At 72.3% G+C, this 20,387-nt stretch carries 20 protein-coding genes and 1 pseudogene; 9 read left to right on the plus strand and 12 right to left on the minus strand.

Annotated features, from left to right (window positions below; genetic code table 11):
• Positions 1–21 precede the first annotated feature (21 nt).
• From M8J74_RS28790 to M8J74_RS28805, 4 genes and pseudogenes are all read left to right on the plus strand, one after another.
• Positions 22–1,044, plus strand: a pseudogene (locus M8J74_RS28790) (RICIN domain-containing protein); the annotation flags it as partial.
• Positions 1,045–1,311: 267 nt separating this feature from the next.
• Entirely contained in the window at positions 1,312–1,632 is a 321-nt protein-coding gene (locus M8J74_RS28795; protein ID WP_249839242.1) for a fibronectin type III-like domain-contianing protein, read from the plus strand.
• Positions 1,629–3,191 (plus strand): carboxylesterase/lipase family protein, encoded by a 1,563-nt coding sequence (locus M8J74_RS28800; protein ID WP_249839243.1) that lies wholly within the window; start codon positions 1,629–1,631, stop codon positions 3,189–3,191. Before M8J74_RS28795 ends, M8J74_RS28800 begins: the two co-directional genes overlap by 4 nt.
• Before the next feature lie 86 nt (positions 3,192–3,277).
• Positions 3,278–3,925, plus strand: a complete 648-nt coding sequence (locus M8J74_RS28805; protein ID WP_249839244.1) for a DedA family protein — start codon at positions 3,278–3,280, stop codon at positions 3,923–3,925.
• Between the two features lie 3 nt (positions 3,926–3,928).
• Here the strand turns inward: M8J74_RS28805 and M8J74_RS28810 are convergent, their stop codons facing one another.
• The 8 genes from M8J74_RS28810 to M8J74_RS28845 all read right to left on the minus strand — a co-directional run bounded on the left by M8J74_RS28810 (position 3,929) and on the right by M8J74_RS28845 (position 12,415).
• A complete protein-coding gene (locus M8J74_RS28810; RefSeq protein WP_058926678.1) occupies positions 3,929–4,462 on the minus strand; it encodes a gamma carbonic anhydrase family protein in 534 nt (177 codons plus the stop codon).
• A 130-nt stretch (positions 4,463–4,592) separates the two neighbouring features.
• Positions 4,593–5,054, minus strand: a complete 462-nt coding sequence (locus M8J74_RS28815; RefSeq protein WP_249839245.1) for a DUF7144 family membrane protein — start codon at positions 5,052–5,054, stop codon at positions 4,593–4,595.
• A 103-nt stretch (positions 5,055–5,157) separates the two neighbouring features.
• Positions 5,158–6,966, minus strand: coding sequence for a SulP family inorganic anion transporter (locus M8J74_RS28820; protein ID WP_249839246.1), 1,809 nt, complete (start codon positions 6,964–6,966; stop codon positions 5,158–5,160).
• Positions 6,967–6,993: 27 nt separating this feature from the next.
• The gene (locus M8J74_RS28825; RefSeq protein ID WP_249839247.1) at positions 6,994–9,744 is read right to left on the minus strand and encodes a cation-translocating P-type ATPase; all 2,751 of its coding nucleotides are present in this window, start codon (positions 9,742–9,744) and stop codon (positions 6,994–6,996) included.
• Positions 9,741–10,709 (minus strand): polyphosphate kinase 2 family protein, encoded by a 969-nt coding sequence (locus M8J74_RS28830; protein WP_249839248.1) that lies wholly within the window; start codon positions 10,707–10,709, stop codon positions 9,741–9,743. Before M8J74_RS28830 ends, M8J74_RS28825 begins: the two co-directional genes overlap by 4 nt.
• Before the next feature lie 19 nt (positions 10,710–10,728).
• Positions 10,729–11,148 carry a DUF7144 family membrane protein gene (locus M8J74_RS28835; RefSeq protein WP_058926683.1) on the minus strand — a complete coding sequence of 140 codons (420 nt, stop codon included), beginning with the start codon at positions 11,146–11,148 and terminating at the stop codon, positions 10,729–10,731.
• A 116-nt stretch (positions 11,149–11,264) separates the two neighbouring features.
• Positions 11,265–11,714, minus strand: coding sequence for an RDD family protein (locus M8J74_RS28840; protein WP_249839249.1), 450 nt, complete (start codon positions 11,712–11,714; stop codon positions 11,265–11,267).
• Positions 11,711–12,415, minus strand: coding sequence for a hypothetical protein (locus M8J74_RS28845; RefSeq protein ID WP_249839250.1), 705 nt, complete (start codon positions 12,413–12,415; stop codon positions 11,711–11,713). Before M8J74_RS28845 ends, M8J74_RS28840 begins: the two co-directional genes overlap by 4 nt.
• Before the next feature lie 136 nt (positions 12,416–12,551).
• Between M8J74_RS28845 and M8J74_RS28850 the strand changes: the two genes are divergently transcribed.
• Positions 12,552–13,349: a DapH/DapD/GlmU-related protein gene (locus tag M8J74_RS28850; protein ID WP_249839251.1), complete on the plus strand. Its 798-nt coding sequence runs from the start codon at positions 12,552–12,554 to the stop codon at positions 13,347–13,349.
• 9 nt (positions 13,350–13,358) lie between these two features.
• Here the strand turns inward: M8J74_RS28850 and M8J74_RS28855 are convergent, their stop codons facing one another.
• Complete coding sequence (locus tag M8J74_RS28855; protein WP_249839252.1) at positions 13,359–14,216, minus strand: EamA family transporter; 858 nt, start codon at positions 14,214–14,216, stop codon at positions 13,359–13,361.
• 115 nt (positions 14,217–14,331) lie between these two features.
• On the opposite strand from M8J74_RS28855, the gene M8J74_RS28860 reads away from it, so the two are divergent.
• A complete protein-coding gene (locus M8J74_RS28860; protein ID WP_249839253.1) occupies positions 14,332–14,904 on the plus strand; it encodes a helix-turn-helix domain-containing protein in 573 nt (190 codons plus the stop codon).
• A gap of 22 nt (positions 14,905–14,926) precedes the next feature.
• Positions 14,927–15,484, plus strand: coding sequence for a YbaK/EbsC family protein (locus M8J74_RS28865; protein WP_249839254.1), 558 nt, complete (start codon positions 14,927–14,929; stop codon positions 15,482–15,484).
• A 6-nt stretch (positions 15,485–15,490) separates the two neighbouring features.
• On the opposite strand, the gene M8J74_RS28870 is transcribed toward M8J74_RS28865, so the two are convergent.
• The 3 genes from M8J74_RS28870 to M8J74_RS28880 all read right to left on the minus strand — a co-directional run bounded on the left by M8J74_RS28870 (position 15,491) and on the right by M8J74_RS28880 (position 18,667).
• Entirely contained in the window at positions 15,491–16,711 is a 1,221-nt protein-coding gene (locus M8J74_RS28870; RefSeq protein WP_249839255.1) for a 4-hydroxybenzoate 3-monooxygenase, read from the minus strand.
• An 87-nt stretch (positions 16,712–16,798) separates the two neighbouring features.
• Positions 16,799–17,206 carry a CoA-binding protein gene (locus M8J74_RS28875; protein WP_058926690.1) on the minus strand — a complete coding sequence of 136 codons (408 nt, stop codon included), beginning with the start codon at positions 17,204–17,206 and terminating at the stop codon, positions 16,799–16,801.
• Between the two features lie 120 nt (positions 17,207–17,326).
• Positions 17,327–18,667 (minus strand): jacalin-like lectin, encoded by a 1,341-nt coding sequence (locus M8J74_RS28880; protein ID WP_249839256.1) that lies wholly within the window; start codon positions 18,665–18,667, stop codon positions 17,327–17,329.
• Positions 18,668–18,877: 210 nt separating this feature from the next.
• On the opposite strand from M8J74_RS28880, the gene M8J74_RS28885 reads away from it, so the two are divergent.
• Both M8J74_RS28885 and M8J74_RS28890 read left to right on the plus strand, forming a co-directional pair.
• Positions 18,878–19,630, plus strand: coding sequence for a hypothetical protein (locus M8J74_RS28885; RefSeq protein ID WP_249839257.1), 753 nt, complete (start codon positions 18,878–18,880; stop codon positions 19,628–19,630).
• A complete protein-coding gene (locus M8J74_RS28890) occupies positions 19,627–20,184 on the plus strand; it encodes a SixA phosphatase family protein (RefSeq protein ID WP_249839258.1) in 558 nt (185 codons plus the stop codon). Before M8J74_RS28885 ends, M8J74_RS28890 begins: the two co-directional genes overlap by 4 nt.
• Positions 20,185–20,387: the final 203 nt, after the last annotated feature.

Here is a 20,387-nt window from a genome sequence, read left to right on the forward strand (position 1 = left end):
GGCTTGGAAGGAATCGGTTCCGTGCAACCCCCTTACCCCCCACGTCCCCCCTACCCGCCGCGCCCCGGATCCGGTCCGGAAGAGTCCGACCGCCATCTCGTCGCACAACTGAACCAGGGTGCCGCGGGCGCCCGAGCAGGAGCGTTGCTGCTGGCCAGGCACTGGCGAGCGGCATATGACTACGCGGCCGTCTGTCTCGTCGGCGCGGACGACCCGGCGGCGATGGTCACCGCCGCCGCATTCCACCGGGTACTCGGCCGGCCGGCCGGCGGCGCACTGCGGCCGCAATTTCTGACGGCGGTGCGGGAGACCGTCAAGGAGTGGGCCGCCGACGACCGAATTTCCCTCCTGCTGCCGGAACTCCGCAAACCGAACGGCGGCCGGGGACTACGGGCCGCACGGTCCGTGACGCCCGAAAGACGGCAACTCGCGGAACGGGCGTTCAGGGCACTTCCCGGCGCCTCCCAATGCCTTTTGTGGCACACCGAGGTCGAGGCGGAACCCATAACCATACCAGCCGGTCTGCTGGGGGTGGACACGCCCACCGCGGCGGCCGCTCTGGAGCAGGCCCGGGAGCAATTCCGGGCCGGCTGCGTACGCGCCCACCGGGAACTCGCGCCCGGCCGTGAATGCCGCTACTACAACCGGCTCCTCGACGTCCCGATACGCCGCGGGGGCGCCCTGCTGCCGGACGTCCGGCAGCACCTGGCGGCGTGCCGCTACTGCCGGCACGCGGCCGAGCAGCTCAGTCATTTCGAGGGCGGCCTGGAGTTTCTGCTCGCCGAGACCGTGCTCGGCTGGGGCGCACGGCGCTACCTCGACTCCCGGCCCGGACGCGGCGGGGACAGGCTGGCGCGGCCGGGCCGCCCCGGCGTCCGGCCCCCGGGCGGCGGCCGCCACCGTCCCGCTCCCTCGGGCAGGCGTGCCAAGGTCATCGCCCTGGGCGTCGGGGTGACGGCCCTCGCCCTGCTGGTGACGGTTCTCGTGGCCAAGGGCTGGTCCGCCGACAACGGTGTCCCCGCCCCCCACGCCACCTGGGGAGCGCAGGTTCATTAGGGCCGGGCACGGCACCGACGGGGTCACCCCTTTCGCGGGACGGCCCCGTCCTCGTGCGGTGTCGGCGTTCGTGCCGTTTCCCGTCCGCGTCATTGACACGAGTCACCCGCGGTCGTAGTTTTCCCGCCGCGTCGGTGGTGTCGAACGGGACGTCAAGTCGCCCGTGAGGCAGCGGTGTTGACGCGCCGAACACGCCACCGGCGGTGCTCCAGCGGTTCACCTCGTCGTGCCCGCACACCGAAGGAGTGACGGCCCATGTCCCACACCGTCTCCCGGCGATCCGCCCCACGCCCCCCGGGCGGCCCGATCGCCGTCACCGCGGCGGCCACCGGCGACCTCCCACCGGCCGCCCACGCACGGACGAGACCCGAGGCGGGGGCAGGCCCTCGGGCCGAGGGCCTCGTGCTCCGGGCCGGCGAGCGGTGCCGCGTCCGGGTGCAAGTCGCCCCACGTGCCTTGTCCTCATGGGACCCGAAGCGTCACGACCGGGTGCTCGGCACCGGCCACCGCCCCGTCCGGGTCGGGGCGTCCGTGCGCGACCTGCGACTGCACACCGGCGTGGAGGTGGGCACGTGATCCGGCGCGTCACCGTCGCCCTGACGGCCCTCGCGGCCGCCCTCGTCGCCCCCGTCCCCACCGCCCAGGCCGCCGCGGCACCGGGCGGCGCCCCGGTGGTCCGCACCGACGCGGGCCTGGTGCGCGGCGAAACCACCGACGAGGGACGGCAGTTCCTCGGCATCCCGTACGCCGAGCCGCCCGTGGGCGCCCTGCGCTGGCGCGAGCCGCGGCCCGTCCGCCCCTGGCACGGGGTGCGTTCGGCCCGGGACTTCGGCGCCAAGTGCGTGCAGAACGCCAGTTGGGACCCGGGCTACGACCGGCCGTCGTACACCGAGGACTGCCTCGACCTGAACGTGTACGTCCCCGACGGCTCGGCGCGCCGTGCGGTCCTCGTCTGGTTCCACGGCGGGGGTCTGACCGCAGGCGCCGGCCAGGACGTCGTCCCCGACACCTTCGCCCGCCGGACCGGCACGGTCGTCGTCACCGTCAACTACCGCCTCGGCGCGATGGGTTTCCTCGCCGCGGCCGGCCTGGACAAGGAGGCGAGGGACCGGGTCTCGGGCAACTTCGGCATGCTCGACCAGCAGGCCGCGCTGCGCTGGGTGCGCGCCAACATCGGCCGCTTCGGCGGCGATCCGGCCCGCGTCACCATCGCCGGCGAGTCGGCGGGCGGCCGTTCGGTCTGCACCCAGCTCGCCTCGCCCACCGCGAAGGGACTGTTCCGGGCGGGCATCATCGAGAGCGGCGCCTACGGCGACTGCGCCGCCCGCAGCCACCCCGACGCGGTCGCACAGGGCGCCGACTTCGCGAAGAGGCTCGGCTGTACGACCCTGGCCTGTCTGCGCGGCAAGTCTGCCCGCGAGATCCTGGAGGCCCAGGGCGACTTCGACTGGGGGCCGGTGACCGGCGGCGCCTTCCTGCCGGTGCAGCCCGAGCAGGCGCTCGCGAAGGGCGCGGCGTCCCGGGTACCGGTGCTCAACGGCGCGAACGAGGACGAGGGGCGGCTGTTCGCGTTCTCCCGCTTCGACCTGAACGGCACCCCGCTCACCGCCGAACGGTATCCGCAGGTCATGCGGGACGAATTCGGCGAAGAGGTGCTCGCCCGCTATCCGCTGTCCGACTACCCGACCCCGACCGTCGGCTACGCCACCGCCCTGGGCGACGCGGTCTTCGCCTGCACCGCGCTGCGGCTCGACGGCCTGCTGAAGGCGCGCGGCCCGGTCTACTCGTACGAGTTCGCCGACCGCACCTCGCCGCCCTTCGCCTCCCTGCGCAACCTGCACACCGACTTCGACTTCGGCGCGACCCACGTCGACGAGGTCCAGTACCTCTTCAAGCACTTCGGGCTCGAGTCGCCGTTCGACGCGCGGCAGAGGGCGCTGTCGCGGCAGATGATCCGGTACTGGGGCTCCTTCGTACGGGACGGTGTGCCACGGGCCGCGGGACTGCCGGCGATGCCCGCCGGGCCGGGCGTGGTCCTCTCGCTCAGGACCGCGTCGAAAGGCGGCGTCACCCTGAGCACCACGGTTCACGGCGAGCACCACTGCGATCTCTGGGACCGCCTCGCCGCCGGCTGACCCGGTAGGCTTTCCGGCGTGCGCCCCCGTGCGGCGCACGCCGGGAACACGGCGAACCAAGGGTCACGAACCGGGAGGAACCGGCTTTGCACGTCCAGGAGTGGCTCGACACGGTGCCCGCCGCGGCCGTCTACGCGGTGGTGGCGCTGGTCATCGGTCTGGAGAGCCTGGGCATCCCGCTGCCCGGCGAGATCGTCCTGGTCTCGGCGGCCCTGCTGTCCTCTCAGCACTCCGGCGTCAATCCCGTGGTCCTCGGCGCCTGCGCCACCCTCGGCGCGGTCGTCGGCGACTCCATCGGCTACGCCATCGGCCGCAAGGGCGGCCGGCCGCTGCTGGCCTGGCTGGGCGCGAAGTTCCCGAGGCACTTCAGCGAAGGGCATGTGGCCACGGCCGAGCGGTCCTTCGAGAAGTGGGGCATGTGGGCCGTCTTCTTCGGCCGCTTCATCGCCCTGCTGCGGATCTTCGCCGGCCCGCTCGCCGGTGTGCTGCACATGCCGTACTGGAAGTTCCTGATCGCCAACGTCCTCGGCGGCATCTGCTGGGCGGGCGGCACGACGGCGGTCATCTACTACGTCGGCATCGTCGCCGAGGACTGGCTGAAGCGCTTCTCGTACCTCGGTCTGGTGGCCGCGGTGCTCGTCGGCCTGACGTCGATGCTGGTCATCAGGCGCCGGGCGAAGAAGGCGGCACAGCGGCAGGCGGCCGAGCCGGAGCCCGTCCCGGCCGCCGACTGAGGGCTACGGCTTCTCGTACAGCTCGCCGTGGGCCGTCGCGAGCGACGCGTACAGCGTTCCGTTGAGGGTGACGCCCTCGCGCTCCTCGTCCGTCAGCTGCCGCTTGACCTTGGCGGGGACGCCGGCGACCAGCGAGCCGGGCGGCACCTGCATCCCCTGCGGCACCAGCGCCTGCGCGGCGACCAGCGAACCGGCGCCGATCACGGCCCCGTTGAGCACGGTGGCGCCCATCCCGACCAGGCAGTCGTCGCCGACGGTCGCCCCGTGCACCACCGCGTTGTGCCCGACCGACACCCGCTGCCCGATGCTCACCGGGAACCCGGGGTCGGCGTGCAGCGTGCAGTTGTCCTGGATGTTGGCCTGGGCCCCGACGAAGATCCGCTCGACGTCGCCGCGCAGCACCGCCCCGTACCAGACACTCGCGCCGGCTTCGAGAGTGACGTCCCCGATCACCGAGGCCGTCGGCGCCACGAACGCCTCCGCGTCGATCTTGGGCTCCCTGCCGCCGATACCCGTGATCAGCGCCTCGTGCGTCATCGGTCTCTCCTCCTCGTCGGTACAGGACGCACGGTAGGCGATGAGCCGGGGTGCCGGCGCACCGGGCCATGTGTCACCCGCCGCGGGTGAGGGCGGCCGCGGCACCTCACCTGGGCGTGCCGCAGCCCTTTCACATGGGCGCGCCGTAGACCTTGTGGGCCTGCGCGTGCCCGTAGACGGCCAGGGACCAGATGATCAGCACGTCGAGCCCGATCATGATGGCCGACCACACCGGGTAGTACGGCGTGAAGAAGAAGTTCTCCAGCGCGCTGAGCACGGCGACGACGATCCCCACGATCCGAGCCCACGTCCGGCCGGTGAAGAGGTTGAAGGCGGCGGCCAGGATCACGATGCCGGAGACCAGGTGGAACCATCCCCAGCCGGTCACGTTGTAGTCGTACGGGTAGTCCCGCACCCGCTGGTAGAAGTTGTCGTCGATGAGGGCCGCCATGCCGACGACCGCGTGGTAGAGACCGATGATGAACATCATGCACACGGCGAACACGACCCCGCCGACCATGAGCGGCCTGGCGTGCTGCTCCGGCGCCGGGCCGCCGTACCGGTCCTGCCCCGCCGATGTCTGCTCAGCCATGTAGGACACCTCCTCCGGAAGCGAGCAGCATCCCGCGGCCGGCGCCTCGGGGGTTCACCCGCCGCGGATGAATCCCGGCCGGCGGACGGCAGCGGAGGGGGTGTCAGGTGCCGGCCGTGTTCTCCGGGGCCGTCGGGTGCGTCCAGTCGTCGGTCGAGGGCGTCGTGCCGGGGGCCGAAGGGGGCAGGGTCTCGGTGCCGGCCGTCCACTCCGCCCCCGTCTGCTCCCGGTAGGCGGCGACGGCCGCCTCCAGCGTCGGGAAGAAGTGGGCGGGGTCGATGGAGCGGGTCAGTTCGTAGCGCTCGATCTTGCGCCGCACCGGATCCTTCAGCTCGGCGAACACTAGGTGCGTGCCCCGGGCGTTGAGCTCCTCGTCCAGTTCCTCCAGCTCGTCGGCGGCCGTGGTGTCCACGTCGGTGATCGGCTCGGCCGCCAGCAGCACCCACCGGGGCGGCGGTTCCCTGACGGCCAGCCGCATCACCTCGTGCCGGAAGGACTTGGCGTTGGCGAAGAACAGCGGACCGTCGAACCGGTGGATGACCAGGCCGGGCAGTTGCTCGGCCCCGGGGTAGGAGCGCACGTCGTGGTAGCCGGGCAGCCCCGGCACCCGCCCCAGCACGGTGTTGTACGGCCACCACGCCCTGCGGAAGACGTTGAGGATCGACAGGCCGACGGCGACCGCGATGCCCGGCAGGACCCCGAGCAGTGCCACGCCGAGGAAGGCCGCGATCGACAGCATGAACTCCGCCCTGCGCTGCTTCCACAGCCGCGTGGTCCCGGGGAGGTCGGCCAGCGAGAGCGAGGCGGTGATGACCACCGCGGCCAGCGCCGGCTGGGGCAGGTTGCGGAACAGCCCCGGCAGCAGGACGAGCATGAGGACGATCAGCCCTGCGCCGACGACGCCGGTGAGCTGGCTGCGGGCGCCCGCCCGTTCGGCCACGGCGGTGCGTGATCCGCTGGTGCTGAGGGGAAACCCCTGGAACAGCCCGGCGGCGATGTTGGCCGCGCCGATGGCCGTCATCTCCTCGTTGCCGCGCACCTGTTGGCCGGTGCGGGAGGCGAAGGCCGAGGCGTTGGAGATGGTGTCCGCGAGGGACACCACGGCGATGCCCAGGGCTCCGGCGCACAGCGGAGCGAGATCGGACAGCCGGACCCCGGGGAACGTCAGCGGCGGGAATCCCCGCGGCAGTTCCCCGACCAGGCTCACCCCGTGCCCGCCGAGGTCGAAGGCCGAGGTGGCCGCGATGGACAGCACCACCATGACCAGCACGGCCGGAACCTTGGGCAGCCACCGTTGCAGCACCAGGATCAGCACGATCCCGGCACCCCCCACCGCCACCGCGGCGGGCACGGCCTTGCCGTCGGCCAGCCCCCGGACGAAGGCGTCGAACTCGCGGATCAGCCCGTCGGCGTCCGTCTTGAAGCCGAACAGCTTGGGCAGCTGTCCGATCAGGATGGTCAGCGCCAGCCCGTTCATGTAGCCGATCATGGTGGGCTTGGAGATGAGGTCCGCGATGAAGCCCAGCCGGCACACCCCGGCGAGGACCGTGAGCGCGCCGACCATCAGCGCGAGCATCGAGGCGAGCGCCACCGCCCGCGCGCTGTCGCCGCCGGAGGCGATCAGGGGCACGAGCGTCGCCGCGATCATCGGGCCCAGGGAGGAGTCCGGGCCGAGCACCAGGATGCGCGAGGGCCCGAAGACGGCGTAGGCCAGCAGACAGAGCACGGAGGTGTACAGCCCGGTGATCGCGGGCAGCCCAGCCAGCTCGGCGTAGGCCATCCCCTGCGGCACCAGCAAGGTGGTCAGCACGACTCCGGCGACGACGTCCTTGACCAGCCAGCCCCGCCGGTACGCCCGGAGGGTGCGCAGCCCCGGTGGGACGAAGTGGTCGCTGGTGCCGTCACCTCGCATGGTGCTCCTCCCACGGCATGGGGCGGCTCAGCCGGACGGCAGTGCGGTCGCGGGCTTCGCCGGCTCGCGCCGCCGGGCGATCGCCTTGGCGGCCTCCCACAGCCCGAGCAGGGCCAGGGCCGGCAGCAGTGCCCAGCCGAACTGCCCCACGGTCAGCGGAGTGGTGCCCAGCAGCCGGTTGAAGACGTCCGTCTGGGTCGCCAGCACGGCGAGCACGAACTCGCCGAACATCGCCCGGTTCAGCTGCCGGCTGTCGAAGGTCGCCGTCGTCAGCACCGTCTCGGTCTCGCTGCGGCACTCCACGGCGGCCACGATCAGGCAGAACGCGAACGACGTGAACGCGATCGAGTTGCCGATGGCCGCACTGTCGAAGCGTGCCTCACCGAGCTTGATCATCGACAGCAGGCCGATCGTGATGGCCAGTCCCGCCAGGCCCACCGTGACCATGAGGCGTCGCGTCATCACCGGTTCGCCGCGCGGCCGCGGCCTGCGTTCCATCAGGCCGGGACTGACCCGGTCGAAGCCCAGGGCGAAGCCGAAGGCGGCGTTGACGACGAAGTGGATCCACAGCACCTGGGGCGGCGTGAACGGCTCCCCGCCCGCGATGTTGAGCAGCGTCGCACCGAGGAAGGTCAGGACGAACACGACCAGCAGCACCAGCACGAAGCGGATGTACTTGGTGAGGTTGTCGTAGATCTTGCGGCCCTGCTCCACCGCGAAGACGATCGTGGCGAAGTTGTCGTCGGACAGGATCATCCGCCCGGCGTTCTTGGCCACCTCGGTGCCCGAGCCCATGGCGATCCCGATGTCGGCGGCCTTGATAGCGGGGGCGTCGTTCACGCCGTCCCCGGTCATCGCCACCACGTCGCCCTTCTTCTTCAGGGTGTCGGCGAGCAGCACCTTGTGCTCGGGGGCGACCCGGCCGATCACACCGATGCGGTCGATGCGTTCCAGCCGCTCCGCCTCGGGGAGGGCGGCGAAGTCGGACCCGAGCATCGCCTCGCCGTCGATGCCGATCTGCTCGGCGATGGCGGCGCCGGTGATGACGTCGTCACCGGTCACCATGCGCACCCGGATGTTGGCCGCCTGGGCGCCCGCCACCGCCTGCCGCGACTCCTCGCGCGGCGGGTCCGCCATCCCGACCAGGCTCGCCACCTGGAGGTCTTCCACGTGTGCGAGCAGGTCGTCGGCGGAGAAGTCGGCCGGGTCCAGATCCCGGGTGGCGGCGGCCATCACGCGCCGGCCCGCCCGCTCCATCCGCTCCATCTGCGCGTGCGCCCGCTTGTCGAGGTCGGCGTCCCAGTCGATGGGCGCGCCGTCGGAGAGGGCGGTGGAGGCGCGTCCCAGCACGGCGGGTGCCGCGCCCTTGACGAAGCAGCGGACGACGGGCCGTCCGTCGTCGTCCGTGGCCGCGTTGAAGGTGGCCATCAGCTTGTACGAGGGGTCGAACGGCAGGGTGGCCAGGCGCGGGAACCGCTCGCGCGTCGCCTCGACGTCGAGCCCCGCCTTGTGGCCGAGGACGAGCAGCGCGCCCTCGGTGGGATCGCCCACGACCCGGCCGTCCACCAGCTTGGCGTCGCTCGCGACCAGGTAGGGAAGGATCGCGTCCTCGATGGCGGGCGAGCGGCCGGCGGCGTGGTGCACCCTGCCCTCCAGACCGTAGCCGGTGCCGGAGACGGTGTAGCGGTCGAAGGCGTCCACGACCTCCACCGCGGTCATCTGGTTCAGCGTCAGCGTGCCGGTCTTGTCGGAGTTGATCGCCGAGGTGAAGCCCAGGGTCTCCACCGACGGCAGGTCCTTCACGATCGCGTGGTGGCGCGCCAGGTCGAGTCCGCCGAGCGACAGGATCGTCTGCGTCACCGTGGGCAGGGCCTCGGGAACGGCCGCGATCGCCAGGGAGACGGCGCTGACGAACAGCGCGTCCCAGGCCTCGCCCCGGCCGCGCCCCAGAACGAACATCACGACCATGGTCAGTCCCGCGGCGCCCGCGATCCACAGCGTCAGCCGGTCGAGCTCTCTGGTCAGCGGCGACGCCTCCCGCGGAGTGGTGGACAGCATCCCGGAGATCTTGCCGAGTTCGGTGCCGGACCCGGTCGCGGTGACGATCATGGTGCCGCTGCCGTGGGTGACAGGGGTGTTCATGAACGCCGTGTTGGTCCGGTCGCCGGGGCTCAGCCCCTCGCCCCGCACCACCTCGGTGTCCTTGGCGGCGGGTGTGCTCTCGCCGGTCAGCGCCGACTCGTCGATCTGCAGGGCGCTAGCCTCGACCAGCCGCCCGTCGGCGGGCACGTCGTCCCCGGCGGTGATCAGCACGACGTCCCCGGCCACGACCTGCTCGGCGGGGATCTCGCTCTCCGTGCCGTCCCGGCGGACCCGGGCGGTCGCCTGCATCATCGACTTCAGGGCGTTCATGGCGCTGGCCGCCTTGCCCTCCTGGCGCATCCCGATGACCGCGTTGACCACGGTCAGCACCAGCAGGAGCACGGCCGTGGACCACTCCTGGATCAGCAGCGACACGATCGCCGCGGCGACCAGGATGATCTGCATGTAGCTGCGGTACTGGTCGAGCACCCGGCGCCAGAGCGGCGTCGGCTGCTCCTCGGGGAGCGCGTTCGGGCCGTCCCGGGTCAGCCGCTCGGCGGCCTGCGCCGAGGTGAGGCCGACGGCCGGGTCCACGCCGAGCGCCACGGCCACCGCCTCGGGCGACCGTCCGTACCAGGCCAGGGCCTGCCCGGCGTCGTCGCTTCGCCCGCCGGTGGCGGGGAGGGAGGAGGTCATCGCCGGTCACGTCCCTTCCGCTCGTCCTCGACCGACGCCGCGTACGGGTCGGCCTCGGCGCCGGGTGGCGCATCGGCCACCAACTCCTCTTTCACCACGAACAGTTCGTGCCGGTCCTTCTCGCTCACCTCGGGGTACTGCGGATCGATGTCCATCAGGGTGTGGGCGAGGACCGCGGCCGCGCAGATGCGGGCGAACCACTTGTGGTCGGCGGGGATCACGTACCACGGAGCCCATTTCGTGCTGGTGGCGGAGAGCATGTGGGAGAACGCCCGCTGGTAGTCGTCCCAGAAGGACCGCTCACGCGCGTCCGCGGCGGAGAACTTCCAGTTGCGCTCGGGCACGTCGATGCGTTTGAGGAAGCGGATGCGCTGCTCCTCCTCGGACAGGTTCAGGAACAGCTTGACGATCCTGAAGCCGTTGTCGTGCAGGTAGTGTTCCCAGTCGTTGATCTCCCGGTAGCGCCGGCGCCACACGCCCTTGCGTTTGGCCCTGTCGGGGAGCCGCTGGCGGTCGAGGTTCTCGGGATGCACCCGGACCACCAGTACCTCCTCGTAGTGCGAGCGGTTGAAGATGCCGATCTCCCCGCGCCGGGGGAGCCGGCGGGCGTACCGCCACAGGTAGTCGTGGTCGAGTTCCTCGCTGGAGGGCACCTTGAAGTTCGACACGTGGACGCCCTGGGGGTTCACCCCGCTCATGACGTGCCTGATCGTGCCGTCCTTGCCGCCCGCGTCCAGGGACTGCAGGCACATCAGCACCCCGTACCTGCCCTCGGCGGCCAGCCGCCGCTGGTAGTCGGCCAGCAGCGAGACACCGGTGCGCAGCAGCTCCTGTCCGTCCTTCTTGCCGCCGATGCCCGCCTTGAAGCCGGGATCGAAGTCTTTCGACAGATCGACCTCCGTTCCCGGCTTCACCCGCAGGGGGGCGATGAACTCCGCGATCCGTTCGGCTCGTTCGTCCGACATGCGTCACCGTCCTCGGCCCTCAGTACTCGGTGTCCGGCTCCACGACGCACAGGCCCCAGATGGTGAAGCCGTACAGCGCGATCATGGTCAGCGACCAGAAGGGGTAGTACGGCAGGGACAGGAAGTTGGCGATGATCAGCAGTGACGCGATCACGACGCCCATCACCCGTGCCCAGGTCGCCGTCATGGCCAGTCCGATGCCGACGCCGACGGCGATCACGCCGAGGACCAGATGGATCCAGCCCCAGCTGGTCAGGTCGAACTGGAACACGTAGTTGCGGGTGTTGACGAAGACGTCGTCGTTCGCGATCGCCATGATGCCGCGGAAGACGTCGAGGATGCCGCACATGATCAGCATCACGCAGGCGAAGGCCGTCAGGCCGCTCGCCGCGGCCAGGGCCCCTTCCGAGCGATGGTGTTTCGGGGTCGTCGTGGCCATGGCAGGACCTCCGTCCCTGGCTCGGCCGCCGGCGGCGGCCCTTGTCACGATTCCTACTCCGGCCCCGGGACCGTCGCGTCACCTCGTAGGGGTGAAGGCGGAGGGTCCACGTCCGGTCAGAACCGGTGGTAGCGGACCGAGGTGGCCACGGCGACGTCCTGCAGCGACGCCCGGCGCCGGCTGAACGGGACCCAGAACAGGCCGACGGGGAACACCAGGCACAGCACCGCCCGCAGCAGCGCCCGGGGGACGCCGATCAGCCGCCCGCCGCGGCCGGTGACCCGGAGCCCCATCAGCCGGTCGCCCACGGTGCCTCCGGTCGAGGTCCAGCAGACGGCCAGGTACAGCACGGCGATGATCCAGCCGACCAGGGCGATCACCCAGTCGGCGAGGTCGGGCATGCGCACCGGCGGTCCGGTGACGAGCAGCCGGAGCCCGGCGTACCCGAACTGCGCGGCCAGGCCGATGCCGGCCACCACCAGCGCGTCCACCAGGGCGGCCAGGCACCGCGTGACGAGCCCGGCGACATCGCCCTCCGGGTTGCCCTCGCGGCCCTGGCGGCTCATGGCGCCGGTCCGAGCGACCCCCCGTGGCCGTCGGTCCGCGGCGTCTCCGGCGCGGGTCTGTGCAGCAGCCGGTCGGCGACCCGGTTGACCATCCGGTCGGCCCGCACGGTCCGCAGCCGCAACGCGTCGACCGTCTCGTCGGCCATCCCCCCGCTGGTCTCCCGCACGATCCGGCCCAGGTCGATCTCCTCCAGCACGGCCCTGGTGAGCGTCACCAGGTCGACCCGGGCGATCACCCCGTCGACGTCCAGGCGCGCGGCGATCCGGTCGACGTCGACGCGCGCCGCGACACGGTCCACGTCGATCCGCGCGGCCACCTCGTCCACGTCCAGCCGGGCGGCCACCCGGTTCACGTCCACCCGCTCGACGATCCGGTCGACGTCCACCCGCTCGATGATCCGGTCGACGTCCACCCGCTCGATGATCCGGTCGACATCCACCCGCTCCACGATCCGGTCGACGTCCACCCGGTCCGCGAGCGCGTCGACGTCGGCGCGGCCCGCGATCCGCATCACGTCGACCCGGTCGGCGACCCGGTCGACGTCGAGGCGGTCGGCCAGCTCGTCGAGGTCGAGCCGGTCGACGACGGCGGCCGTCAGCGTGCGGATCAGCCGGTCCGTCACCGACTCCGCGGTGGACAGCCCGAACCGCACCGCGCGCTCGACAGCGCGGCGGGGATCGACGAGACGGAGCAGGGTCACCAGGTCATCGCAGCACCGCCCCGGCACGGCCGCCTCATCCGCAGCGGGTGAACCGGGTCCGGGCCCGAACCGGGTGGGGCGAAGATCACAGCTCCGCGGCCTCATGGGCGCACGGCGCGCTGAGTACGGTGACTCCGTGCCGAAGAGCAAGAACACGTTCTCATCCTGGCGGCGTCGCCTCACACAGCGCGCCGTCCACGCGGGCTGGGCCTGGGTGCAGCGCACCGGCTCGGTGACGGCCGAGAGCCCCGGACGTTTCCGCTTCGGCTCGATCGGCGCCCACACCCGCCTGGCCTTCCCGCTCGGCACGGTCTTCGGCGAACCCTGGATCCACCTGGGCTCCCACTGCATCGTCGGCGAGCAGGTCACGCTCACCGCAGGCCTCATGCCCGACCTCGACCTCGGCCCCGAGCCGATCCTGCGCATCGGCGACGGCGTGGTGCTGGGCCGCGGCAGCCACGTCATCGCCGACACGACGGTCACCATCGGCAGCGACTGCTACTTCGGGCCGTACGTGTACGTGACGTCGACGAACCACTCCTACGACGACCCCCACGAGCCCATCGGCAAGCAGTGGCCCCGCATGGAGCCGGTGGAGATCGGGCCTGGCTGCTGGATCGGCACCGGCGCGGTGATCCTGCCGGGCGCGCGGATCGGACGGAACGTCGTCGTGGCGGCGGGGGCGGTCGTCAGGGGCGTGGTCCCCGACCACGCCGTGGTGGCGGGGGCGCCAGCCCGGGTCGTACGACGGTGGACGGCCACCGAGGGCTGGCAGCCGCCGCTCAGGACGCCGGCGCCGGTGCCGCTGCCCGACGACATCACGCCCGAGCAGTTGCGCGCGCTCTCGGCGCTGGACGAGGAGACGGCCGCCAGGCTCGCCGACCTGGACGAGGAGACGGCGGCCCGGCTCGCCGAGCTCGACGCCGACGCCTGACGGACCGGTTCAGCCCGTCGCCAGCAGGAGCGTGCCGACCAGGGCGAGGCCGGCACCCGCCGCCTGCACGCCCCGCAGCCGCTCGCGCAGCACCCCGCGCGCGGCCAGCGCGGTCACCACCGGGTAGAGCGAGGCGAGTACGGCGGCCACGGTGACCGGGCCGTGCTGGGCGGCGACCGCGTACGTGCCGTTCGCCGCGACGTCCGCGAGCCCCACGAAGGCGAGGGCCGGCACCGAGGCCCAGGGGAAGCGGCCCCCCGGCAGGGCCTCGGCGCCCCGCCTCACGGAGACGTAGAGGGCGGCACCGCCCGCGGCCACGTTCGTCAGCCGCTGCACGAACAGGGCGAGGAACAGGCCGGGGACCGTCGTGGAGGCCTCCGCGATCAGCGCGAACACCGCGCCGAAGCCGAGCGCCGCGATCAGGGTGAGCACGATGGCCTGCCGCTGTACGCCCGCGCCGCCGCGCTGGGGGCCGCCGGCCAGGACGACTCCGGCGACGGCCACCGCGATCCCCGCGACCTGCACCAGGCCGGGGCGCTCGCCGAGGAGGAGGCCCACTCCGACCGGTACCGCCACGCTGAGGGTGGCCAGCGGGGAGACCACGCCCATGGGCCCGAGGGCGAGTGCCCTGTAGAAGGCGATCATCGCCACCGGGCCGGCGAGGCCCGCCGCGAGCGCGAACCACAGCCGCGGGCCGGCCTCGCTCCAGCCGCCCGTGGCCGCCACGAGCGCGCCGAGCACGGCGGCGGCGATGGTCTGCGAGACGACGACCACGGTGAGCGCGGGCAGACGCCGCGTCAGCAGTCCGCCGCCGAAGTCGGCAAGGCCCCACAACAGGCTGGTGGCCAGGGCGAAGAGTGCTGTCACGGTCGGCCTCGCAGTACAGTTCGGTGAACGATCGGGTGCACCCCACCGTAGTTCAGTGGAGTGAACCCTGTCATCCAAAATATTGACCTCGACCGGCAAGGGCATTGGACGGAACGTGTCGGACCTCGATCTGCTGACCCAGTCCCTCGCGCGCAACGTCAAGCGCTGGCGCAACGAGCGCGGTTTCACCCTGGACACCCTCGCCGCCCGCGCCGGGGTCAGCCGCGGCATGCTCATCCAGATCGAGCAGGCCCGCACCAACCCCAGCATCGGCACGGTCGTCAAGATCGGCGACGCGCTCGGGGTCAGCGTCACCACGCTGCTCGACTACGAACAGGGCCCGAAGGTCCGCATCGTCCCCGCCGACCAGGCCGTACGCCTGTGGCACACCGACGCGGGCAGCTATAGCCGGCTGCTGGTGGGCACCGAGGCGCCCGGCCCTCTGGAGATGTGGGAGTGGCGGCTGATGCCGGGCGAGGGCAGCGCCTCCGACCCGCACCCCGCCGGCACGGTCGAGCTCGCCCATGTGACCGAGGGCGAGCTGACCGTCACCGTCGACGGCGCCGATCACCGGGTCCCCGCCGGAGCCAGCGTCACCTTCGAGGCCAACGCCCCGCACCGCTACGGCAACTCCGGAACGGTCCCGGTGGAGTTCGTGCTGGCCGTATCCGTCCCGCTGGTGCGCTGAGCACGCCTGTTAGCGTGCGGTCATGGACGCACCCATCGGACACTTCGACACCGCGCTGCCCGCCCCCGACGCCCTCGACGAGCTGACCGGCCCGGTCGCCGACGCCGTACGCGACTGGCGCGGCAGCGTCCCCGCGGAGCAGATCGTGTACGTCGACACCGACCCCCAGTGGGCCGACACCGCCGTCTTCGTGGAGCACTACGGCCAGGAGCTGCTGGAGCGGTCCGCGAACTGCGTCGTGGTGGCGGGCAAGCGGGGCGGCGAGACGACCCTGGCCGCGTGCGTGGTGCTCTCCACCACCAGGGCCGACGTCAACGGCGTGGTGCGGCGCCAACTCGGCGCCCGCAAGGCCTCCTTCGCCGCCATGGACGTCGCGACGGGGGAGACCGGCATGGAGTACGGCGGCATCACCCCGATCGGCCTCCCGGTGTCCTGGCCGGTGCTGGTGGACTCGGCCGTCGTCGACCTGCCGTACGTCCTGGTGGGCAGCGGACGCAGGCGCGGCAAGCTGCTGGTGCCGGGCAAGGCGTTCGCGGAGCTGCCGGGAGCGGTCGTGCTGGAAGGGCTGGGCGTGGCCTGACCGGCGTCAGGACGCCGAGCTCAGGCCGAGGTACTGCTCCGCGAACGCGGCCGCGGCGGCGGGCGAGTCGAACAGGCGGCGCAGCCGGGCCAGGGTGGTGCCCGCCCGGTAGGCGTCACCCGAGGACGCGCCGTGGTACACCTCCGACAGCCACTGCGAGAACTCCTGGTAGTCCCACACCCGGCCGAGGCAGGCCGCCGAGTAGCCGTCCAGCCCGGCCGGGTCGCCCTGGGTGAGGTACGCGACGAGGCCGTCGCCCAGCAGGAACGCGTCGTGCAGGGCGAGGTTCATGCCCTTCGCCGCGATGGGGGCGGTGAGATGGGCCGCGTCCCCGGCCAGGAACAGCCGGCCGAACACCATCGGTTCGACCACGTGGTTGTGCATGTCCAGGACGCGCTTCTCGATCAGTCTGCCCTCGGTGAGCGGCGGCCGGTCGGCGGCGCCCAGGCGTTCCTGCAGCTCCGCCCAGACCCTGTCGTGCGGCCAGTTCTCCGGGTCGTCGCCGGGCGGGCACTGCAGGTAGTAGCGGGTGACCTCCGGGCTGCGGGCCATGTGTCCGGCGAAACCGCGCGGATGGACGCCGAACACCACGCAGTCGCTGGACGGCGGCGCCTCGGCCAGCAGCGCCAGCCAGCCGACGCCGTAGTCGTGCCGGGCGATCCGGGCGCCCTGCGGCAGCACGGTCCGCGTCACTCCGCGCGCGCCGTCGCAGCCGGCGACGAAGTCGCAGTGCACGAGGTGCCGTTCGCCCGAGTCCGGGTCCGTGTACGACACCGTGGGGTGGTCCGAGTCCAGGCCGTGCAGCTGTACGTCCCGCACGCCGAACCGGATGGCACCGCCGCGCACGTCCGCGTACTCCCGCACCAGGTCGGTGACCAGCAAGGGCTGTGGATAGACGTAGTGGTGATGCCCCGTCAGTTCGTGGTAGTCCAGCCGGTACCGCTCGTTGCCGAACCGGAACTCGCACGCGGTGTGGGTCTGCGCGTGCTTCAACAGGCCGTCCGCCAGGCCCCGTTGTTCCAGCTCGCGGACCGCCCACTCCTCCAGCACACCCGCCCGGGGCCGCCGCTCGATGAACTCGCGGGTCTCCGTCTCCAGGACCAGACAGTCGACCGAGGCGGCCCGCAGGGCGTTCCCGACGGTGAGCCCGGCGGGTCCCGCGCCCACGATCACGACCGGAAAGCGGCGCGCGGACGGGGACTCGGGGCGGGGTGCGAGGGAGGTCACCCGGTCATTATGACGGTGAACTGACAGGCACAGCCCGGGCGTTGGCGTCTCACCTCGCCGTACGCGGCCGGAGTCGGCCTGCGCCGGTCAGCCGAGGCGCGGGATCTCGATGGCGGGGCAGCGGTCCATGACCATGTCGAGACCGGCGGCGCGGGTCCGCTCGTACGCGGCCTCGTCGACGACACCGAGCTGGAACCAGACCGCCTTGGCGCCGATGGCGGCCGCCTCGTCGGCGACCGGTCCGGCGAGATCGCTGTTGACGAAGACATCGACGACGTCGACCTCGAAGGGGATGTCGGCGAGCGAGGCGTACCCCTGCTCGCCGTGTACCGTCTCCGCCTTGGGGTGCACGGGCACGATGCGCTTGCCGAAACGCCGCAGGACGTCGGCGACGCCGTAGGCCGCCCGCCTCTCGTTCGTCGACAGGCCCACGATCGCCCAGGTGTCGCCGAGCTCGGTGAGGATCTTGCGGACTGTTGCTGAGTCGCCGTACACGCTCGGTCTCCTCGGGAATCTGCGAAGGCTTGCTCAGCCCACAACAGATCGTGCGGCGCGGTGATTCCTGTGCGGTGAGCCGTGGGCGTGGCCCGGTGCGGGCCACGCCCACCGCCGGGCCTACCGCTGGGTGTAGATGAAGCCGATCTTGTCGACGGCGTCGCCGGAGCGTCCGTGGAAGCCCGCGATCTGCCAGCCGCTCGGGGCGGTGCGGGTCACGCAGTCGGACGTCGTGGTGCCGCCGGCCAGGGTGCGGCCGAGGTTGGTCGTGTACTTGGCGTAGAAGATCCGCGTGTGGCCGCTGTACTGGGCCTGGCAGAGGTAGGCCGAGGTGACGTACTCGTCGCTGCCGAGGGTGAGGGAGGCCGCGGTGCCGCCGGTCCCGCCGTGCGCGAGCGTGGTGCCGTTCGCCAGGGTGAGGCTCATCTGGTCGACACGGGAGCCGCTGCGCAGGCCGATGGTGGTGGCGCGGGCGCCGGCCGGCACGCTGTCGATGTCGTCGTAGTAGTCGCCGTGCGGGCCGCCGAACTGGTCGCTGAGCTGGAAGGCGGAGTTGCGCGACCAGGTGAAGCCGACGGTGATCGGATCGTGGTCGGAGAGCATCAGCCCGGCGTCGGTGAGGAACTTGGCGTGCTCGTTGTTGTACGAGGTCGCGTTCAGCGAGACGAGCTTGCTGCCGCGGTACAGGACCTTGTCGACGACCTCGCAGGTGTTGGGCACGGTGGCCCCGGACTGGTCGCAGACCAGCGCGTCGCTGCCCTTGGCGGGCGGAGTGCCGCCCCGTATCAGCTGCACCCAGGCGTCCGTGAGGCCGTTGGCCGAGGCGAACTCGGCGATGGTGTCGGCGGACCGGGTGTACCGGGTGTTGGTGTCGCCCATGACCACGACGGCGTTGCCCGCCGAGTGGGACTTGATGAAGGCGGTGAGCTGGTTGAGGTTGTCGGCGCGGGAGGCCTCGTCGCCGTCGTTGGTGCCCGCGTTGGTGTGCAGGTTGTAGAAGTCGACGTAGACGCCCTCGGCCAGCCGCTCGCGCATGAAGGTGAAGCCCTTGGGGGTCAGGCAGTCACCCGAGTCGACCTGGCAGGAGTTCCACCGGACCCGCTCGAAGTCGTCGGTGTCGTAGGGGATCTTCGACAGGGTGTTGAGTCCGCTGCCGATGCCGGCGCCGCCGCTGGTCGGGGTGCGGTAGGCGTGCGCGGTGTCGGCCGCGTAGAGGTAGGCGTGGTAGTTGAAGTCCTCCTCGACGTGGACGATGTCGTAGGGGGCGATGCGCTGGCCGATGGCGGTGGTGCTGGTGTCGCGCGGCGTGGAGGCGCTGGAGAGGCTCTCGGGCAGGCCCGCCACGTTGTAGCTCAGGACGCTGAAGGAACCCGAGTCCGCGGCGGCCGCGGGGGAAGCGGCTGCGGTGAGCCCGCCGAGCGCGGCGGCCGCCGCGGCCAGACAGGCGAAAAGTCTGCGCATGGGGTGTGTCTCCTGTGGAGGGAAAGCGGTTGCGGTGAGGAGCGTGACAGAAGTTACCGCCGGTTACCCCGGGCCTGTCGAGTGTTTGGACGCTCTTTCACAGGAGTTGCCCGCCGTACACGGGCGGTTCGGCCGGTGGTCGGGGAGGGCGCCGTGCCTTGTGTCCCGCGTGCGGTCGGTTGCCGCCTCCTTGTCCGGAATCCGTGCCGGATGCCTGCGCCGGGCCCTTTCGCCGCCTACGCTCACCCCGTGCTGCGCATCACCGACGCCCGAACCGGCGAGTCCGTCGAAGCCGCTCCCGCCCGCCGGGGCCTGACCCGGGTCGAGGCCCACACGACAGGGGCCGACACCGGCGCCCTGCGCGTGCTGCTGGTCGCCGACCTGCTCGTGCGGGCCCTGGAACTCGGCGGCACCCCCGTGTGGTCCGTGCTGACCTGTGAGGGCCGGCGGGCGGAGCTCGGGGCCCGGGCCGCCGCGCTCGGCATCCACCCCTTCGAGGACAGCCGGGAAGTGGGCTCAGGGCTCGGCGAGGCACAAGTCCTCCATGTCGTGGCGCAGGGAACCCCGACGCCCGACGGGCCCACGCTCGCCGTCGCCCCGGTCCACGGCGCGTCCGAGGGCGCCGACCCGGCCGCCCTGCGCCTGGCCCTGCTCGCCCGGGACCGCACCGCACCGGCCGCCCTCGACCCGGCCGTCCTCGACGAGGCCCACGCCACCCTCGCCCGCTGGCGCGGCCGCGTCGCCGCCTGGGCGCGGCAGCCGTCCCGGCCCATCCCGGACGAGGCACGCGCCCGGCTGCGCACCGCGTGGGAGGACGACCTGGACGTGCCCGCCGTGCTCGACACCCTGACCTGGGTGGAGACCTCGCCCGACCTGCCGGACGGCGCCCGCTTCGAGACGTACGCCTACGCCGACCGGCTCCTCGGCCTCGAGCTCACCCGCGACCTGGGAGCCCCGGCGTGATCGCGCGCATGGGCGCCGGACCCCTGCGCCGGCTGGTCGTGCTGCGGCACGCCAAATCCGCCTGGCCCGCGGGAGTCCCGGACCACGAGCGGCCCCTCGCACCGCGCGGCCGCCGGGACGCCCCGGCCGCGGGACGCGCCCTCGCCGAGGCCGACTGCCTGCCCGATCTCGCCCTGTGCTCCACCGCCGTACGCGCCCGTCAGACCTGGGAACTGGCCTCGGCCCAGTGGGGCACGCCCCCGCCGGTACGCCGGGACGCCAGGCTGTACGCCGCCGAGGCGGCCGACCTGCTGGACGTCGTGCGCGAGGTGTCCCCGGAGGTCGAGACGCTGCTGCTGATCGGGCACAACCCCGGACTGGAGGACCTCGTCCTGGAACTCGCCGGGGACGGCCTCGACGACGCCCTGGACGAGGTGCGCGAGAAGTTCCCGACCTCGGCGATCGCCGTCCTGGCCTGGTACGGCACCACCTGGCGGACGCTCGCCCCGGGCGCGGCCCTGCTGACGAGCATGATCGTGCCCCGGGGGAGGAAGAAGGGCGGGGCGAAGGGCTGAGCCGGCCACGCGCACGCGTGGCCGCCGCGGAACCGGCTCGCCGCCCTCGGGCCCGGCACGAGGAGGGCGAGCGGGGCGTCGCAGGAGCGGGGCGTCGGGGGACCAGGGCGTCGGGGGACCAGGGCGTCGCGGCGCGGGGCCCGTCGGCGCGCCCCAGCGCCGGCGTCGCGACCGGGGAGAGTGGACCGGCGGCGAGCGTCGCG

The sequence above is a fragment of the Streptomyces panaciradicis genome (assembly GCF_023516615.1).
Classification (GTDB): Bacteria; Actinomycetota; Actinomycetes; order Streptomycetales; family Streptomycetaceae; genus Streptomyces; species Streptomyces panaciradicis.

Coding starts and splice junctions, on each gene's coding strand:
- M8J74_RS28865 (WP_249839254.1), top strand. CDS start 14,927: ATGGACGCACCCATCGGACACTTCGACACCGCGCTGCCCGCCCCCGAC.
- M8J74_RS28795 (WP_249839242.1), top strand. CDS start 1,312: ATGTCCCACACCGTCTCCCGGCGATCCGCCCCACGCCCCCCGGGCGGC.
- M8J74_RS28840 (WP_249839249.1), bottom strand. CDS start 11,714: ATGAGCCGCCAGGGCCGCGAGGGCAACCCGGAGGGCGATGTCGCCGGG.
- M8J74_RS28885 (WP_249839257.1), top strand. CDS start 18,878: ATGCCTGCGCCGGGCCCTTTCGCCGCCTACGCTCACCCCGTGCTGCGC.
- M8J74_RS28880 (WP_249839256.1), bottom strand. CDS start 18,667: ATGCGCAGACTTTTCGCCTGTCTGGCCGCGGCGGCCGCCGCGCTCGGC.
- M8J74_RS28835 (WP_058926683.1), bottom strand. CDS start 11,148: ATGGCCACGACGACCCCGAAACACCATCGCTCGGAAGGGGCCCTGGCC.
- M8J74_RS28825 (WP_249839247.1), bottom strand. CDS start 9,744: ATGACCTCCTCCCTCCCCGCCACCGGCGGGCGAAGCGACGACGCCGGG.
- M8J74_RS28820 (WP_249839246.1), bottom strand. CDS start 6,966: ATGCGAGGTGACGGCACCAGCGACCACTTCGTCCCACCGGGGCTGCGC.
- M8J74_RS28810 (WP_058926678.1), bottom strand. CDS start 4,462: ATGACGCACGAGGCGCTGATCACGGGTATCGGCGGCAGGGAGCCCAAG.
- M8J74_RS28830 (WP_249839248.1), bottom strand. CDS start 10,709: ATGTCGGACGAACGAGCCGAACGGATCGCGGAGTTCATCGCCCCCCTG.
- M8J74_RS28815 (WP_249839245.1), bottom strand. CDS start 5,054: ATGGCTGAGCAGACATCGGCGGGGCAGGACCGGTACGGCGGCCCGGCG.